Here is an 18912-nt window from a genome sequence, read left to right as displayed (position 1 = left end):
TGCGAGTCTTGATCGTGGCAGGCCACGATACGGCGACTCGCGCCTTGCCGGACACACGGCGGCCTCTCGACGAAACGGCGCTCGAACAAAACCTCAACACGCCCTAGAACCGATACTCCAGCTTGCCGTAGACCGTACGGCCGATGGCATCTGCATAACGCGGGTCGTAGCCCGGAATGCCCTGATCCGTCTGGTTCGACAGGGGCGGATCGGCGTCCATGAAGTTCTTCGAACCCAACGTCAGACTGACACCGTTGTTGAAGTCATAACCGACGTCTGCATCGAACGTGATGAACGCGTCCACGTCTTTATGATCGTCGGGATACTGATCCTTGTAACCGCCGACATAGTGATTGATCAGCTCGGCCCGAAACCCGTTTCGTCGCCAGGACGCCGTGATGTTGTGCTTCCACTGGATCGTCGGACCGCTGTCGACGAACACCCCGGCATCGTCCTGAAATTCGCCGCCTGGCACGTTCTGGTACTTGTGGTGCAGCACATACGTTCCTTCGAAGCGCACGCCGAACGTACCGTAGGCTGCCGTCTTCAGCGTTGCTTGCAGACGCGTATCCAGGCCGTCAGTGCGGGTCGTTCCGAGGTTGCTCGTCGGCGTCGTGATGTAGTCGATCTGGCCGGCCTGGTCCGAATCCGGGCCATAGCGGGTGATGTTGCCCGGGTACTGACCGTAGTTATCGAATAGATACTCGACCGGCAACAGCGACGCCTGCTTGTCGAGAACGATGTGCCAGTAGGTGACTTCCGCCAGAATCTGTTCGATCGGCTGAATGACGACGCCAAAGTTGTATTGTTCGGATGTCGCGGGCTTCAAGTCTTCGTTGCCGCCGTAGTGGCGTTCGAACTGGGTACTGCAGACATCTCGTTCAAGAGCACCGGGAGCCGGCTGCCCACCCGGGCAGAGTTGTGGGTCGTTGAGACCGTCCTGCGTGTAGGTGATCTGCTCGGGGTTATACAGATTGTAGAGCGTCGGCGCCTGATAGCCTTCGCTATAGGACCCTCGGATCACCAGTTGCTTGAACGGCTGATACCGCAGTGAAAACTTGGGATTGAGCGTGTCCCCGAAGTCACTGTAGTTGTCGTAACGGGCAGCCGCGTCGAACTCCAGAGAATCCAGAAGCGGCACATTAACTTCCGCGAAGACACCCTCGACCGTCCTATCCTTCGATAAGGACGTCGGACTGAGGCCGCCGCCTGCAACCTCGTTCTTCACTGGCCCCGATTCAACCGCCAGTTCTTCATGTCGGACCTGGCTACCCAGCGCGAACGCGACCGGGCCGGCGCCGAACCAGTTACCGACCGTCCGGTTCACCTTGCCATCCCACATATAAACGCGGCCGCGATCCTTTTCGGCCTGCCCGCTCGCGATGAAATCATTCAGGTATTGCTGGCCAGCCGGACTCGGCTCCCGTGCAAACGGATCGATCAGACCTGAGTTCATGGCATCACTGAAACGGCTGGACCCGTACGTATTATCGTCTGGATCCCCGGCGTCCAGTGCCTGATCGTTCAAATAACCACGCGTATAGGACAGCGCTGTGGTCTGCTGGTTGAACGTCAGAGCGGTATCGTAATGCGTCTTGCCAAAATGACCTTTCAGGTTCAAGACCACCCGATTTGCCGTGTTCAGGTTCCGTGTTTCCCGGGGCCCGGTACTGGCGTTCAAATAGGCGACGCGCACTGGTCGCGTGGGATCGATATTCGGATTATCGCTCGGATAGAACGGCGTACCCGGCTGCAAAAGTCCCGTGATGCCATAGGGGTTGATCTGGCTATAAACCACGCTATGGCTATAAATATAGCTTGCCGACAATAGATGATTGTTGGTGATCTTGTAGCTCGCGTTACCGAAAAAGCCCAGATCGTCCGTATCCTGCTGTATTTGGTAGAACGGCGTCGTATTCGACGCACAGTAGGTTTCCCCCGGATACGGAATCTGGTATTGGCCGGGGCAACCCGCTGCATAATCGCGATTCCCCCACGTGCGGCCGATCGTCGTGCCATCATCATCGAGCACGTTCTGATAATAGTTCGACGGCACGGTGAACAGACCCGTCGAATCGATGCCGACGTCCGGCTGGTACGGATTGATGATCCCTTGACGCGAACCGGCGGAGATCGGCTCCTGCTTGTGATAGGACAGACTGCCCATGACGTTCCAGCCGTCCTTGTTCAGATTGCCCTTGCCGAACGTCGCTTCGAGCAGCCGGTCGGTACCGCCGCCACTGCGGGTCGGCTGTGTATAGGTCAGGCCGAAATCGCCCCCGTCGAAGTTCTTCTTGGTGATGTAGTTGACTACACCACCCACAGCATCCGTCCCATAAATTGCCGACGCCCCGTCGCGCAGCACCTCAACGCGCTCAATCGCGGCAAACGGGATACTCTCCAGCGATACCGCCCCGCCATTGAATGCGTTGTTCGCCAGACGACGGCCGTTGACCAGAATCAACGTCGAGTTCGGCCCGAGGCCACGCAGATCCGCGTAGGACGCCCCGCCGTTAATCGACAAGCCGTAACCGGCCCCCGGCCCTGAAGCAGTGGAGTTCGCTGCGACTTGTTGCATGATGCCCGCCACGGACGTCACACCCTGCTGGCGCAGCTCATCCGCACTGTAGGTGGTCACGGGCAACGCCGTCGCTGCATCGGCGCGCGGGATGGCCGACCCCGTCACCGTCACCTGATCGAGTTCCGTCGTACCTCCCGAGGTGCTCGCTGCGGCAGCCGTCGCGGGCGCCGCAGTAGCCGCCGCCGGTGCCGCAGCGGCGGCGGGTTCTGCCGGCGCTGCAGCAATCGGCGCGTCGTCACGGCTCGCATCCGCTGGCGCGACATAACCCTCGTCGCTGGTCGTATCATCCTGAGCCAGCGCCATCGTGAACGGTGCAAAAGCCAGAAGCGCGATACAAGTATATCTCCACGACGAGCATCCACGACTCACATCCGGATATACGCCATACGTGTGGGGCGTGAGACGCCCTCCCCCCTGATATCCAATCAATGGTTTTCCCCCAATATTACGTGTCGCCAAGAACGTGCTCGCCGATCACATTTCGTGATTCCCCAGGCGAGCCCTCGTGCCCTTGACAGGCGGGCACTAACCCCAAGGCTTCGCCCTCACAATCTCCAGCACATCTCGTGCCACATCTGTCAAGTCACCCTTATCAGGTCTGTGATATGACAATGGCGCCAGAGGTGTCTCACTAGCGGCTGAGCCATAAGCAAGACAAGATCAAGGCATCGCGAGTGTGCCGCACATCAGCGATCACATTGAATTAACCACCCTTCCTTCCGGCGTACCTGCTCCCATGTCTGGCGGCCTCGGTCATCGATCGAAGCCTTGCCACCAGATGCGGCGATGTGCTCGGCATGGCGTTCGTCGAGGAACTTGGAGATGTCGGTTATCTGTCAGAAGAACACGCTGTAAGTCGTCGGCCTGGGGTGGTTTATCTCACCCATGAACCGCCTGGCGTGGCCGTTGCCGAGCCTCTCCGTCGAGCCACCAATATCGAGCAACGACTTTCACAGGGCGGCGGGCTTGCCGTCGGCTTACTCGGCTCAGCCCGCTTGGATTTCCCGACACGCCCTCTCGGTTCTGGCGGCTCCCCGTCCGGGCTCGCCCCCTTTTCGCCGCCGCCTGGCGCCGCACCGAGCCATAACGAAAAAAGCCGCAGGGAAAGATGCCCGGCGGCTTTTGAAAGACTCGTTAGAGTTCGATATAGGAACGAGACTCCACGATGACATCGGCATCGTGCTGAATCGTACGGACTGTCTGGTTCGACAGGGGCGTATCGGTCTCAATGAAATTCTTCGAACCCGACGTCAGACCGCTGCCGTTTTTTTAAGTCATAGCCGACATCGAATACGAAGCGCGAAGAACGTCGATTTATAAAAAAGCCACCGGACGCGCCGGTGGCTTTGATAACGCGAAATCAGCGCCGATTAGAAGTCATAGGTCATCCTGCCAAAGACCGTCCGCCCAATCGCTTCCGCGTAACGGGGATCGTAGCCACCACCAGAACCATAATCGGCCTGGTTACTGAAGGGCGGATCCCGATCGAAGATATTCTTCGAGCCGACGCTCAGACCGATACCGCTATCAAACTTGTAGGCGACCGAGGCATCAAATGTCATGTAGTCACTGACTTCTGGATTGGTGTCAGGGTCGGCGTCCTCATACCCACTCGAGAAGTTGTTGACGACCTGCGCGCTCCAGTTCTCTTTCACCCAAGTCAACTGTATTTCGTGTTTCCACTTGGGAATCACCTCGCTGCCGGCGTAACGATTCACGGCTTCCGAATAGTCCACGCCTGGTCGCGGCTGGAACGCGTATTTGTGCGTTAGCGTTCCCTGAAAGTCGAAACCGAAAGTACCGAAATCGGTCGGAATCGAATAGTTGATCGAGAAATCAACACCGTTGGTGCGAACCTTGCCAAGGTTTTCATTGATCGTCGAAATCTGAGTGATACGACCGTTCTCATTACGGGTAATCAGATCCCCGAACTGTCCCAGGTCATCAAGGATCGTACTGGGCGCCAGCGTGCCGACCTGGTTGTCGATCTCGATCCACCAGAAAGATGCGCCCACAGACAGCCGTTCAATGGGCGAGACGATCAGGCCCGCCGTCCAGCTTTTCGACGTTTCAGAGTCGAGATCCGGGTTGCCACCGAGCAAACGGTTGAACTGATAGTTACAGGTGCCAACCGGCGGATTGTCCGCGCTGCAATCATATGCCGGATCGTCGAGTGGACCGGTGAATGTCGTCGATTGCGGGTTGTACAGCTCGTAGAGCGACGGTGCCCGGAAACCCTCGCTGTAAGAACCGCGAAATACGACTTTCTGGATCGGCTGATAGCGCAGCGAAACCTTCGGGTTCACCGTGTCACCGACGTCGCTATAATTGTCGTACCGGAATGATCCGTTGAGTTCGAGGCTGTCGAGGACCGGGATATTGACCTCGCTGTACAGACTTTCGATATCCCGATCTTCGTCAACGGGATCCTGGGGACTCAGACCGCCACCGGAATTCTGCACATCCGTGAGGAAACTGTTATTCCGTGTATCCTGCAAGCGCTGATGACGGTATTGGGCGCCGATCGCCATCGCAAGCTGCCCTGCGCCGAACCAGTCCCCTAGCTCCCGCGTCAGCTTCCCATCCCAGACATATTCCTGTGCCTTGGTACTGTCGGCGACACCGCTATTGGTTGTGCCGAGAACCGCATTACGCTGTGCCTGTGTCAGCTCGTCATTCGATACGAACGGATTGACCGTGCTATTTACAAGGTTTTCCAACTCCTCGTAATTGTAATAGCCGTGATCGTAAGCAATATCGGTCGTTCCCTGGTTAAAACTGAAGGCCGTATCGTAATGGACCTTTTCGAAGCTACCGGTGAAGTTGAGCATGGCCCGGTGCGCTTCGTTCGTGTTCTTGGTAATACGTCCCCCGCCGGCAACGTTTCGATAGAACAGCGAAATCGGCTGGGTCGGGTCAAAGCCCGAATCGGCGCCAGGTGCCGGTGTGATGCCGTTGCCAGGAAAATACGGCGAGTCCGGACTCATTTCCAAGAAAGGTCCGCTGCTCAAACCTGGTGCTGCAAAATTCCGACTCTCGTTATGAGCAAAGAGGTAGGACAATGTAACCTGATTATTGTCATTGATCTTGTATGCGCCTCGCGCGTAGATCGAGGCACGGTCGCTCGGCGTTACTACGTTACCGTAAGATGAGTAGTTGAATCGGCAGGACGATCCCCCACTCGGATACAACAATGGCTGATCGCAATCGGGACCGGCCGGATTCAATAGTGGCGTTTCGTTTTGGAAATAGTTGGCAGGCGCCGGAAAACTCGACGTGGCATCGACGCCTCTTGATTCGTCCTGAATGACAACGAAATCGCGGTCCAGAGCATTGACCGCGTCTTGCCGACGATAACTCCCCGTCACCATCAGGTTGTAGCCATCCTTGTCCAGATCGCCATGACCGAATGTTGCCTCCAGCGTGCGTTTCGTGCCGCCACCACTGTTCGTCGGCTGGTCGTATTGCAGTGTAAGGTTTCCGCCCTGCAGATCCTTCTCAGTAATGAAGTTGATAACGCCCGCGACAGCATCGGTACCGTAAAGCGCCGATGCACCGTCGCGTAGCACTTCGATACGCTTGATCGCGGCGAATGGAATTGTATTGACGTCAACGGATCCCCCGTTGAACGCATCATTCGACAACCGACGTCCATTGAGTAGAACGAGCGTGTATTTGGAGCCCAGACCACGCAGATCGGCGAAATTTGCACCGCCTGTGATCTGCGATCCGGTCCCGAGCCCTTCCCCCGCACTCGAGTTGTTGGCCGGTATTTGCTGAAGCGCTTCGGAGGCGGATGTAATCCCCTGGGCGTCAAGCTGCTCTTTTGTGACCACCGTCACCGGCAGTGACGTCGCGGCATCCGTTCGCGCGATTGCAGTACCGGTAACGGCGATATCACCGAGCTGTGTTGTCTGGCCCGACGGCGCCGAAACAGCCGCTGCGGCGCTCCCTGTCGATGCAGCAGCAGCCGGTGCCGAAGCCGCCGCGGGCGCTGCTGCCGCTGCAGCTGGTTCCGCCGGCACAGCCTCGTTACTGCTGTCGGCTTCCGCTGGCGCGACGTAATCATCCTGGCTATTCGCGCCGTCATCCTGCGCCAGCGCCATCGTGAAAGGAGAAGCCAGTAGCAAGGCGGCGCAGGCCGAAAGCTGCGGCGTTCTCGCCCATCTCAGCGCAAAATGTGCATGACGTTGCTTGGACACTGCACGCGTGCCCGTTTCATGATGAGTCAATGGTTCCCCCAAACGTTGCGAATCGTCTAGATGCCCTGTCGATCGCCGAGCGCGATCCCCCTACAGGCGCATCCCCCTGCCATAAGCAGACACTGACGTGCCCGCCTGATAGAAAACAAGGCACGTTCCGTGCCAATCGCTCCCAACGCTTGGGCGAACGCATGCCTTGCCAGGGCGTGTTGAGGTTTCGTGCGAGTCCGCGCCAAGCGCGCCCTGAAATTGACGATGGGCGGCAAGACGAGGCGTCGTGCGCGCCGTGCCGCCATGCTGCACCCGCAGGCTACAACGCTGGATTACCGTCGTGTTCTTGATTTTGGGGCGCTTGTCCCTTCAGGTTAGGCCACAAATCCCGCCCGGCGGCGTTGCGAGTCTGGATCGTGGCACGCCACGATCGGCAACTCGCGCCTTGCCGGACACACGGCGGTCTCTCGACGAAAAGGCGCTCGAACGAAACCTCAACACGCCCTAGTGAACAGCTTATAAATCTCGCGTCGCATCCGGCATCGAACTTTAGGCGAAGACCGTGTATGCGTTGCAATATCACCGACCACAGGTTTTGTCTCGGGCGATGATCGGTCGCAACCGCCGCGCTCACTGCGCCCCGTCAAGAATGACGACACCGACGATTGCAGGCGGGGCCGGTCGAACTCTTGAATGGCGTGCCGCAGTACCGAGGAATATCGGCCCGATCAAGCGGCTGAATCACGTCCAGACTGCATCCAGCGGCATAATCGCGATGCTTTGCGGTGAACCAAAAAAAAGCCATCCCCGGATGGGGATGGCTTTTCTCAGGTCGGAGACAGGCTTGTCGACTAGAACTTATAGCTCAGGCGACCGTAGACCGTCCGACCGACGCCGTCGGCGTAACGCGCGTCATAACCGGCCTGGCCGGCATAGGTCTGCGTCGAGTAGACCGGATCGACGTCAAACACGTTGTTAGCGCCGACCGTGAACTGCAGGCCGTTGTCGAAACGATACGAGCCGTAGGTGTCCCAGGTGACGTAGTCGTGCACGCCGTAGTGGCCCGGATAGACCGTCGAGTCACGATAACCGCTCGAATAATGGTTCACGACACCCAACGCATACGGGCCCTTGTTCCAACCGAGCGTCACGGTGTGCTTCCAGCGGAAGATCACCTGGTTGCTGGCGCTGCTGAACTCGCTCACGTTGTTGTAGTACTGACCGCCCTTCACGTTCTGGAAGTCGTACTTGTTGGTGTACGTGCCCTGCATCTGCAGCGTGAACGTGCCGAGATCGCTCGGATAATAAGCCTGAAGCTGAATATCCTCGCCGTTGGTCTGCGTCTTGCCCAGATTCTGATTCTGGTTGACGAAATAGTCGATTGCCCCGTCGTCGTTACGCGTCACCGGGAACTGATCCGGGCGCGCCAACGCGTAGGAGCCGCTGGCCACGCCGATCTGCTGCGACAATTCGACGGCCCAGAAATCGGCCGTCAACGTCACGTACTTGATCGGCGTCAGAACGAAACCGGCGCTCCAGCTCTTGGATTTCTCCGGCTTCAGATTCTGGTTACCGCCCTGAGCCTCCTGGAACTGGGTATCACAGTCCCGTGTCTGCGAGCCGCCGGCGGCGGAGTCGGCCGTACCACCCGGGCATAGAATCGGATCGTCCAATCCGCCTTCGGAGTAGGTATTCGCAAGCGGCTGATACAGGTCGAACAACGTCGGCGCATGGAAGCCCTCGGCATACGACGCACGCAGCGTGAGCTGGTCGATCGGCTGCCAGCGCAGCGAAACCTTCGGGTTCAGTGTATCCCCGACGTCGCTGTAGTTGTCGTAACGGCCCTGAGCATCGAGTTCGACGTTGAACGGCAGCGGCACGTTCAACTCACCGAACACGCTTTCAACGTCTCGATCTTCGGAAATCTTATTCGCGCTCAGACCTGAGCTCGGGGCACGCGGCGCCAGATAGGAGTCAACCGAAACATCGAGCGTTTCATGTCGATATTGGGCACCCAAAGCGAGCGCCGACTGCCCGGCACCGAACCAGTCGCCAATATCACGATCCACCTTGCCATCCCACACATAGGCACGTGTTTTCCCGGACTCGAGATCACCCGTGGTCTCGGTCGACGCCAGTGCGGCGCGTTCGCTCTGCGACAGATTCGGGTCGAACGGGTTGAATTGCCCGTTATTGATCGCGTCCTCGAGCGAATCGTCGCCGATGTACTGGTTGAATTCGCCTGACTGCAGATAATAATCGGTCGAGCTCTGGTTATAGGAGAACGCCGTGTCGTAGTGGTAATCCTTCAAGAAACGACCGGTGAAGTTGAGCACCACGCGATGGTTTTCGTTCTCGCTACGATTGACGCGCTGACCGAGCGGGTTGGATCGATAATAGAGCGACACGGGGTCGTTGGGATCGAAATCCGCTCCACCTTGTGCAGCGGTCGGTGCAGGCACGATGCCGTTGCCCGGGTAAAAGGGCGTCCCGGGTTGCACCGAGATCTGACCGGACGTCGGCGCCGGCGCCGAGACGCTGTATGTGGTTTTCTTCGAATACAGATAGCTCAGATCAACCTTGTTGTTATCGTTGATCTTGTACTGGGCGTCACCGAAAAACGACGGTTGATCATAGCGCTGCTGGACCTGAGCCCCGAGGGCGGTGTAGTTCTCGCGACACGAACCGGAACCGCTGCCGCCAAAGATGGTATCCGGCAAGGCGCCGGGCGTATCGCAACCCGGCTGCGGATTCGCAAATATGCCGCCCTGTGCGTAGTTCCCCGGGAACGTGTTGGAAGACGTCGACCGAATTCGGGGGTTCAGCGGGGTCACGAAATCACGGGTATTGGCATCAATCGCACTGGCGCGCTGATAGCTGATCGTGCCGAGCACGTTCCAGCCATCCTTGTTCAGGTCGCCCTTGCCGAAGGTGGCACTCAGGGTCTGGCTATCACCGCCGCCGGCGCGGGTAGGCGCCGTGTACTGCAGATCGACACCGCCGCCCTGCAGATTCTTCTTGGTGATGAAGTTGATTACACCGCCAATCGCGTCCGTGCCATACAGGGCCGAGGCGCTGTCACGAAGCACTTCGATATGGTCGATGGCCGCGAACGGAATCGTGTTCAGGTCGGTCGCTGCACCATTACCTTCCAGCGAGTTTGTCGCCAGTCGGCGACCGTTCAGAAGGATCAGCGTCTTGTTCGGGCCCAGCCCACGGAGATCGGCAAAGGACGCGCCGCCGGTGACCTGACTGCCCGTACTCAGACCCGGACCAGAGCTACTGCTGCTCGACGAAATCTGGTTCAGAATCTGCGGCGTCGAAGTGATGCCCTGTTCGCGCAGTTCGTCGGCGCTGTAACTCGTGACCGGCAACGCATCGGCCTTGTCCGCGCCCGAAAGCGCGGAACCGGTGACGGCAATATCACCAAGCTGTGTCGTCTGACTGGAAGACGGCACCGCAGCCGCTGCCCCTGTCGATGCCGCGGCGGCCGGCGCAGCGGCCGCGGCAGCCGGTGCGGCAGGCGCAGCCGGTTCAGCTGCTGCCGGCGCGGCCGGCGCGATATCTCCGTCGCTGTCGTCCGCGGCCGGGGCGGCCGGCGCAACGTAGTCGGCGTCATCGGCGCTATCAGTCGTCTGCGCCCAGGACGCGGTCAACGGCGCGAAAGCGAGCATGAAGGCACAGATGGAAGCCTTGGATGCACCTTTCCAGTTGAACGCCGCCACCAACGGCGTCCGCTCGGACCCCGTTGCCGGAGTCGAAGAGTTTGTCATCGATGTAATCCCCAAAACGGTGTGATCACCAAACACGGACGCGCGCGGTCTTTGCGGACACCGACCACAACTTGCCTTTCCGAGCTGGTCCCCTGCATCGGTCGAAACGAGGAGCCGCCTCGAGCCGAGAGCTATGCGCTAGGCACATAGCGTGCCAAGTAAAACGACAGCGAACGTTTCTCCCAAATACGCCGTCGACACTTGTATGACCGGTCTTTTTAGACCACTCGCGGCCCGATCGCAAGGCAGGAGTGTGTCATTTAGACCAATGGTTTAGCGCTGCCGCCCTGTTTCGGTGCAGCAAAACGCTCATCCCGAGGGCATGAGTATAGCGCCCTATCCTTCACTTTGTATCGAGATGAGCGCTCGAATGCAGCGCAAAAAAAAAGCGGCCCGAGGGCCGCTTTCTCTACGATATCGATACCCGCCCGCCTATTGCGGATTCGACAGCACTGCTATTTTCTGAATGCCATTGGCCTGCAGCGCAGCCATCACCTTGCCGACCTTGCCGTACGGCACGCCTTCATCGGCCTGAAGCTGCGCGGCCACTTCCGGGTTCTTCTCGTGTGCCGCGGCCAGACGCTGCTTGAGGACGTCCAGCGAGACTTGATCCTTGTCGATGAAGTAATTACCCGACTGGTCGACGCTCACGACCAAGGGCTTCTTCGTATCCGGCGGGGCCACGGAATCGGTCTTGGGCAGATTCACATGAACCGCCGTGGTCACGGCCGAGGCCGTCACGATGAACATCACGAGCAAGACGAGCATGACGTCGACGAGCGGCGTCACGTTCATTTCGCTCAGGACTTCGTCGTCTTCGCCACCACCACCTGACATTGCCATGGTTATTTCTCCTGAATGGAAGAATGAACGATCGGCACAGCGTTAGGCTGTGGCATGGGTCTTCTGACCCACGGTGGCATTCGATTTCAGATCACTTTCACCGCGCGACAGCTGTGCACCCTTGATCTGAAAGCCGCTCTGCTGGCAGAGCGCATAGAAGTCCTGTGCGAAGTCGTTCATCGAGTGAACACCGGCCTTCATGCGCCGCACGAGGAAGTTGTAGATCAGAACCGCCGGCACCGCCACGCCGATACCCAGACCGGTCGCGATCAACGCATGGCCCACCGGCCCGGCCACGGCCTGCAGACCAGTCGCGCCCGAATCACCGATGCTCACCAGCGCTTCCATGATGCCCCAGACGGTACCGAACAGACCGATGAACGGCGCGGTACTACCAAAGCTCGCCAGAATGGCAAGCCCGCCTTCCAGCGAGCGACGCTCACGTTCGATCTGCTGCTTGAGCGCGCGCTCGAGACGCTCGCCCTTGTCGATCTGATGTGCCAGATCGCGGTTGCCCGGTGCGATATCGCGCCCGGTGACGACGGCGAAGCCGGATTTCGCGATCTGTGCCATCGGGCCCGAAGCGTTGTCGGTAACCGACTCGCCCTGCTCGAGGCTATCAGCGGCCCAGAAGTGCTTCTGAAATCGCTTGTCCAGCGTGCGTGCACGGCCGAACTGAATCAGTTTCATCACCAGCAGGGCCCAGGTGATCACCGAAAGAATGATCAATCCCCACAAGACGCCCGGAACGACGATCGGCGTGAGTTGCGTGTCCAACATGGTCGGTCTCTCCTAAAAAACTGTCTGGCGCCCGGGTCAGTCCGGGAGTCGGAAATTGATGTTCTGAAGCGCGTAGCCGGAAATCGGTGTATTGCCCCGCTTGGCCGGCTTGAAATGCCATTTCTTCACCGTCTCCACGGCACGTTGATCAAGATCGCTGTAGCCGCTCGAACTGACGACCGTGACCTGGCCCGCCGTGCCATCCGGCTTGACGAGAATCTTGAGCTTGACGGTCCCCTCTTCGCGGCGACGCAGCGCTCGCGACGGATACTGCGGCGACGGATTCCCGAGGCTTTGCAGACCGGATACTGCCGGCGTGATCTTGTTCGAATTGCTGTTGGAGCTCTGCTTCGGCGCCGGCTTCGGGCTCGGTTCCGGCGCGGGCTTCGGCTCGGGCTTGGGTTCCGGCTTCGGCTTGGGCTTGGGTTCCGGCTTCGGTTTCGGTTTGGGCTTCGGCTTTGGCTTCGGTTTAGGCTCCGGCTTCGGCTCCTCTTTCTTCGGCGGCATCACCGCGTGCTGATCAATCGTCGGCACCTTGGGTTGCGGCGGCTGCGGCTTGGTCAGAGTCACCTGAACCGGCGGCGGACTCGCCACCTTCATCGGCTTCGGCTGTTGAATCGGCGCCTGCTGATAGAGCCACCATAGACTGTAGTGGACCAGCGCGGACAGCACGACAATGCCGCCGATCTCGAGCTTGGTCAGCCCACGCCGGCTCGGCTTGAGCGGCGAGCGGCTCCCGTTGTCGGAATCATCCGTCATGCGTGTATGTCATATCTGAGTCAATTGAATATGGGCGTAAGGCACAAAGCAGCGCCCGCGATTGGCATACGCCGGCTAGCAAACAACATGCCACCCCGCCAACAACCTCGGGTAATCGAGGCCTGTTCAGGCATATCGAATGCATTCCGGGAGCACGACGAAAGAATCGTCGACGCTTTCGACCGGCGAACGAGTGCGGCGAGCATGCCACATTGCAGTGCACCCTCGGTATTCACCGAAAGATGCACGCGGCGCCGTGCAACCGGGCCTACGTATCGCAGCTCGCTAATCGGGATTACGCTACCTCGAATATCAATAAGTTGAGCGGCCTTTCTCGATTCTCTCTTGAGCTTTAGCGCGCCGGGTTCTCGGCGATGACAACACACCGGCGATACACGGAAGCACGTCGACCAGCGCTTACAGTTGCAAATGATTATTATTCAGAACCGGCTAGTATTGCAATCGACAGATTTCGTCCAACCGATATCGACCGCCCTGCCGAGTAATCGCGGCCGCTCGCGCTGGACATCAAAACCGCGACGTCTGTCCGTTATTTTATTGGATATTGTGACGCCATCATGACGACGTGACTCGTCGCGTTCGCGCATGCCGCGTTGGCAGGCCAGAACCATCGCTCATCTCGCATCGCCCGAAACGTTCCAGTCGACGATGCGCGGATCGCGTCTTTGCTCACTGACTTGATTGCACCGCGACGGTGCGCTACCGCGCTTCTGTTGGCGAATCGCAATCCGAGCCACGCCGAGCCGCAAGTTTCGGCGTGAATTGCCCAGCAACCGAGATATGACATACCGGCACGAGCACTATGGCATTGAACGCGGCCCCCCTGCGGCGGGGTCGATAAGATGAAGGCCACATCGTCCAGCGTACTGTCTTGAGGGCGTCGATAATGAAACGGCGCTAGCTGAGTCGGTGCGAGGCCAACGCCTGAATGGCGTGCCGGCCGGGATCGTCGGCCGCGTCATGGCGAATAAATGCCGTGGCGGCTATCGGCATCAACTATCTTCGATGGTCGGGACAGCAGGATTCGAACCTGCGACCTTCTGCTCCCAAAGCAGACGCGCTACCAGCCTGCGCTATGCCCCGTTCATCGATCTGCCGCTGTGCGATAACGCGGCCAGTGGGTGAGCTTCGACGCTGATCCAGCATCGTCGACCCATGTTGGTTTACCGGCTCAACGAGCCTTGCCGTTGGTGTTGAAACGGCAACCGGCATCGCCCACGCATCTGCGCACCGCACGACTCGCAGTCTACCGATTTTAACGCGGCCGTGCTCGACAAATATCGCCGCCGGGCGTCGCCTGCGCGTCACGTCGTGTCGCTGCCGCGTCAAATTGTCGGTTGCGCGTGGGCATGCGAGAATCCGCGCGCTCGCTCGTACCAATCATGACCGCCTATGTCCGCCCGGCTTATCGATGGCAAACGGATCGCATCCGATCACCGGCAATCCGTTAAACAGGCGATCGCCGCGCGCCGGGCGGCGGGTAAACGCGCACCCGGACTGGCCGTGATCCTTGTGGGCGATGATCCGGCCTCGCAGGTCTATGTCGGCAAGAAGATCCAGGCCTGCGAGAACGTCGGCCTGGTCTCGCAGGCCGAGTATCCAGGTGCCGATATATCGCAGGCCGAGCTTTTGGCCCTGATCGATCGATACAACGAGGATCCGGCGACCGACGGTATTCTTGTGCAGCTGCCCTTGCCGGCGCATATCAATGCGAGCGCCGTCATCGAGCGGATCCGTCCGGACAAGGATGTCGACGGCTTTCACCCGTACAACGTCGGCCGGCTTGCCCAGCGCGTGCCGCTGCTGCGCGCCTGTACGCCGCTCGGCATCATCCGCATGCTCGAATCGATCGATGAGCCCTTCCGGGGCCGCCAGGCCGTCGTCGTTGGCGCATCCAATATCGTCGGCCGACCGATGGCGCTCGAGTTCCTTCTCAAGGGCGCGACCACGACGGTCTGCCATCGATTCACGACCGATCTGGCGCGCGAGGTTGGCCAGGCCGATATTGTCGTCGTTGGCGTCGGCAAGCCTGGCCTTATTCACGGCGACTGGATCCGGACGGGCGCAACGGTCATCGACGTCGGCATGAACCGGCTCGACTCCGGCAAACTGGTCGGCGATGTGGATTTTGCAGGTGCTGCCGAACGCGCCGCCTGGATCACGCCGGTGCCGGGTGGCGTCGGGCCGATGACCGTCGCCATGCTGATGAGCAATACGCTACGCGCTGCCCAGCTGCGGGACGCAGAAACCGCCTGACCCGTTAATCATTCGATCGAGACACAGGGCCGCCCGACCGAGGCAATAGCGCGCGGAAAACACCTCGTGCGCCGGTCTCGGACGAGACTCAGCCCCGACGCCATTTCGTGCCGTCGGCGGTATCCTCGAGCACGATGCCCGCTGCCGTGAGTTCGTCGCGGATACGGTCGGCCGTGGCGAAATCCTTGTCGCGCCGCGCCTGCCGCCGTTCAGCCAGCATCGTTTCGATACGCTCGCCCGACAGCGCATCGGCTCGCGCGCCGCCGCTCTGCAAAAAACCCTCGGGCGACTGCCGTAACAATCCGATGCACTCGCCCAGTTCGCGCAGTAATGCAGCGATATCAGCCTGCGATTCGGGCGCCTCGGCCCGATTGGCGCGTCGTGCCAGATCGAACAGCACCGCGATGGCAGCCGGGGTGTTCAAGTCATCGTCCATGGCGTCATGGAAACGTTGTCGGTCGGCCGACAGCGCCGCCGCTGCCGCGTCTCCGTCCCCTGGCGCATCGCGCAACGTGGTATAGAGGCGCCCAAGCGCAGCCTCGGCACTGTCCATGGCCGGCCCGTTGTAGGCCAGCGGGCTGCGATAGTGTGTCGCCAGCACGAAATAGCGCACGACTTCTGCGTTGTAGTCGGCCAGCACATCACGCAGCGTGAGGAAGTTGCCCAGCGACTTGGACATCTTTTCGTCATCGACGGTGACGAAGCCGTTGTGCATCCAGAGGCCGACATAGCGCTGGCCGGTCGCGGCCTCACTCTGCGCAATCTCGTTCTCGTGGTGCGGAAACTGCAGATCGAGGCCGCCACCATGAATATCGAACGAGTCACCCAGACAGCATGTCGACATCGCCGAGCATTCGATATGCCAGCCCGGCCGGCCCGGCCCCCAGGGCGACGGCCAGGACGGCTCGTCGGGCTTGGCCGCTTTCCACAGAACGAAGTCCAACGGATCGTCCTTGGCCTCGTTCACCGCGATACGCGCCCCGGCACGCAAATCGGCCGGCCGGCGCCCGGACAAGGCACCGTAGGACGGGAAACTCGATACGTCGTAATAGACATCGCTGTTATCGCCGACGTAGGCGGCCCCGTTCTCGATGAGCCGACCGATCATGGCGATGATGTCATCGATGTGCTGGGTGGCACGTGGCTCCGCGTCCGGCGCCAGCAGGCCAAGCGCGGCCTCGTCCGCGTGCATGGCGGCCGTGAACCGCTCGGCCACATCGGCCGGCGTCTCACCGGTTTCCGCCGCCCGATTGATGATCTTGTCGTCGACGTCCGTGATGTTGCGCACATAGCGCACCTGCCACCCACGCGAGCGCAGATAACGCGTAAACATGTCGAAGACGACCAAAAAACGTGCGTGCCCGAGATGACAATAATCGTAGACCGTGATGCCGCAGACGTAGAGCCGCACGAAACCGGGCTCGATTGTCTTCAACGCTTCGCGCTGACGCGTGAGACTGTTGTACAGATGCAGCATGACGCAGTCGTGGGAACGAACGGCCGGCTAGTTTATCGCGACTGAAATACGCTGCAACGGGCACAACGGCTGAGCCACCGGTCTTGCGTCAATCCATGCCGAAGTGATCCCAGCCAGGGGCGCCCAACGTGTCCGGTGCGACCACGTTGCCGGCGCCGTCGAGACAGCGCAGCCCGGTCCGTGTTTCCACCTGGCCGATGACGGTCAGCGGACAGCCGAGCGCCGTTTCGAGTGCCGGCCGGGCATCGAGCGGCATCGTCACGCAGAGTTCGTAATCGTCGCCGCCGGTGGCCTGCAGGCGCTGTCTATCCGCCGCCTCCGGGACGACAGAAGCCAGCGCAGTCGAATACGGCAAGGCATCGAGTCGAATCGTCGCACCAACGCCGCTGGCCGCAAGGATATGGCCCAGATCCGCCAGCAATCCATCGGAGATATCGATGGCCGACGTCGCCTGCCCGATCAGGGCACTGCCGCGTCGCAGATCAGGCCGGGTCAGGCGTTTGATCAGATCAGTCTGTGCCGTGCTGGCCGTGGCTCGCTGTGGCCAACACCGCAGACCGGCGGCCGCATCGCCCAGAGTGCCGGTCACGGCAATGGCCTGGCCGGCCTGTGCGCCGGCGCGATGCATGGCAGCCCCTGCGGCTACCTGGCCCAGCGCGGTAACGGATATCGTCAGTGTGTCGGTACGTGTCGTATCACCGCCGACGATATCGATCGGCGTCCCGGTCGGACACGCACGACAGGCCGCCTGCATGCCATCGATGAAACGTTCGCACCAGTCACGCGATAAAGACGGCGCGGAGAGCGAGACGGTCAACCACGCCGGCTCGGCGCCCATCGCCGCGACGTCGCTGAGGTTCACGGCCAGCGCCTTGTACCCGACATCGAACGCGGACGTATCGTCCGGGAAATGTCGACCGCTGATGAGTGTGTCGGTGGTGGCCACGAGATCGTGACCGGGGCACGGCCTCAGAACGGCCGCGTCGTCGCCGATACCGATGCGTGTGTCGTCCCGCCGTGCCGCCAGACGTGCACGCAGCAGGTCGACCAGCTCGAATTCACGCAAGACCGGTCCAGGGCGTGTCGTCACGAGAGAAACTATCGCCCCCGCGGCCAAGCGGCGACCGAGACAAGGCACCGTGAGCCTGGCTGGGCCGCCGGCTTTTCGGGTTGCCCATGCCGCCTGCGCCACGCCGCTTTGCCAGTCTTGACCGCGGCGCGAGCCACGCTCGGCAGTCCGCGCCTTGCTTGAGGCGACCCGCAGGGGCAATGCGGCTGCCTATCTCGTGACGACACGCTCTAGGGCCTGTTGAGGTCTCGTTCGAGCGACTTTTCGTCGAGAGACCACAGCGTGTCCGGCAAGGCGCGAGTCGCCGATCGTGGCCTGCCACGATCCAGACTCGCAACGCCGCCCGACGTGAGTTGTGGCCCAACCCGAAGGGACAAGCGCCCCGAAATCAAAAACAAGACGGTAATACAGCGTTCCAGCACACGGGTGCAGAATGGCTGCACGGCGCGTGTACGCCTCGTCTTGCCGCCCATCATCAATTTCAGGGCGCGCTTGGCGCGGACTCGCACGAAACATCAACAGGCTCTAGCGACCGGGTCGCTTGCGTCCTGCTTCCAGTGGTCGCAGATCGCGGGCTGCCGCATCCAGCACGCCGTTGACGAAACGATGACCGTCGGTCGCGCCAAAGATCTTGGCCAGATTCGTGGCTTCGTTGATCACGGCCGCGAATGGTATCTCCGGGCATTCCCGCAGTTCATAAGTCGCCAGCAGCAGGATGGCGTATTCGACCGGGTCGAGTTGTACGGCCGGACGCGACAAGTGCCGGTCGAAGGCGGACTCCAGCCCGGAGACATCATGAACCACGCCGCGCAACAGCATTTCGAAATAATCGCGATCCAGATCGCGAAGCCGCCCGGCATGGGCGAACTGTGTGATCAGTTCGGCGATGTCGCTGCCGTTCATCCGCCACTGATAGATGGCCTGTACGGCGGCCATGCGCGCCCGAATACGTCCACCCCCCGGCATCTTGGGCGGCAACTCGGGCAGCCGATCATCATCTCCGCCCTCGTCCGGCGCCGGCTTGTCCGGCAGACCGGCGCTTTCATCGACCGCGGGCGCGGCCGTGTCTTCGACTGGCGAGACTGACTCATCCGAGCTTTCGCCCGCGGCTTCCTCGTCGGCGGCTTCGCCGAGCGAACGATTGCGAATCGGCATGGCGG

General features: G+C 60.4%; 10 protein-coding genes and 1 tRNA gene. 1 reads left to right on the top strand and 10 read right to left on the bottom strand.

Annotated features, from left to right (window positions below; all coding sequences use genetic code 11):
* Positions 1–103: 103 nt before the first annotated feature.
* The 7 genes from D3260_RS03005 to D3260_RS02975 all read right to left on the bottom strand — a co-directional run bounded on the left by D3260_RS03005 (position 104) and on the right by D3260_RS02975 (position 14033).
* Positions 104–2884: a TonB-dependent receptor gene (locus D3260_RS03005; RefSeq protein ID WP_120097083.1), complete on the bottom strand. Its 2781-nt coding sequence runs from the start codon at positions 2882–2884 to the stop codon at positions 104–106.
* Positions 2885–3951: 1067 nt separating this feature from the next.
* Positions 3952–6783: a TonB-dependent receptor gene (locus tag D3260_RS03000; protein ID WP_147418091.1), complete on the bottom strand. Its 2832-nt coding sequence runs from the start codon at positions 6781–6783 to the stop codon at positions 3952–3954.
* A gap of 842 nt (positions 6784–7625) precedes the next feature.
* Positions 7626–10547, bottom strand: a complete 2922-nt coding sequence (locus D3260_RS02995) for a TonB-dependent receptor (RefSeq protein WP_147418090.1) — start codon at positions 10545–10547, stop codon at positions 7626–7628.
* 432 nt (positions 10548–10979) lie between these two features.
* Entirely contained in the window at positions 10980–11384 is a 405-nt protein-coding gene (locus tag D3260_RS02990) for a biopolymer transporter ExbD (protein ID WP_120097080.1), read from the bottom strand.
* 48 nt (positions 11385–11432) lie between these two features.
* Positions 11433–12170, bottom strand: coding sequence for a MotA/TolQ/ExbB proton channel family protein (locus D3260_RS02985; RefSeq protein ID WP_199671332.1), 738 nt, complete (start codon positions 12168–12170; stop codon positions 11433–11435).
* Positions 12171–12206: 36 nt separating this feature from the next.
* Positions 12207–12842 carry an energy transducer TonB gene (locus D3260_RS17960; protein WP_199671331.1) on the bottom strand — a complete coding sequence of 212 codons (636 nt, stop codon included), beginning with the start codon at positions 12840–12842 and terminating at the stop codon, positions 12207–12209.
* Between the two features lie 1114 nt (positions 12843–13956).
* Positions 13957–14033, bottom strand: a tRNA-Pro gene (locus tag D3260_RS02975).
* A gap of 309 nt (positions 14034–14342) precedes the next feature.
* On the opposite strand from D3260_RS02975, the gene folD reads away from it, so the two are divergent.
* Complete coding sequence (gene folD, locus D3260_RS02970) at positions 14343–15206, top strand: bifunctional methylenetetrahydrofolate dehydrogenase/methenyltetrahydrofolate cyclohydrolase FolD (RefSeq protein ID WP_120097077.1); 864 nt, start codon at positions 14343–14345, stop codon at positions 15204–15206.
* Between the two features lie 88 nt (positions 15207–15294).
* On the opposite strand, the gene cysS is transcribed toward folD, so the two are convergent.
* From cysS to nusB, 3 genes are all read right to left on the bottom strand, one after another.
* Complete coding sequence (gene cysS, locus D3260_RS02965) at positions 15295–16683, bottom strand: cysteine--tRNA ligase (protein ID WP_120097076.1); 1389 nt, start codon at positions 16681–16683, stop codon at positions 15295–15297.
* An 88-nt stretch (positions 16684–16771) separates the two neighbouring features.
* Positions 16772–17773 carry a thiamine-phosphate kinase gene (gene thiL, locus D3260_RS02960; RefSeq protein WP_233543926.1) on the bottom strand — a complete coding sequence of 334 codons (1002 nt, stop codon included), beginning with the start codon at positions 17771–17773 and terminating at the stop codon, positions 16772–16774.
* Between the two features lie 504 nt (positions 17774–18277).
* Entirely contained in the window at positions 18278–18907 is a 630-nt protein-coding gene (gene nusB, locus D3260_RS02955) for a transcription antitermination factor NusB (protein WP_233543925.1), read from the bottom strand.
* Positions 18908–18912 lie beyond the last annotated feature (5 nt).

The organism is Salinisphaera sp. Q1T1-3 (assembly GCF_003602005.1).
In the GTDB taxonomy this organism is placed as follows: domain Bacteria; phylum Pseudomonadota; class Gammaproteobacteria; order Nevskiales; family Salinisphaeraceae; genus Salinisphaera.
This window is presented reverse-complemented; position numbering and strand designations above follow the sequence as displayed.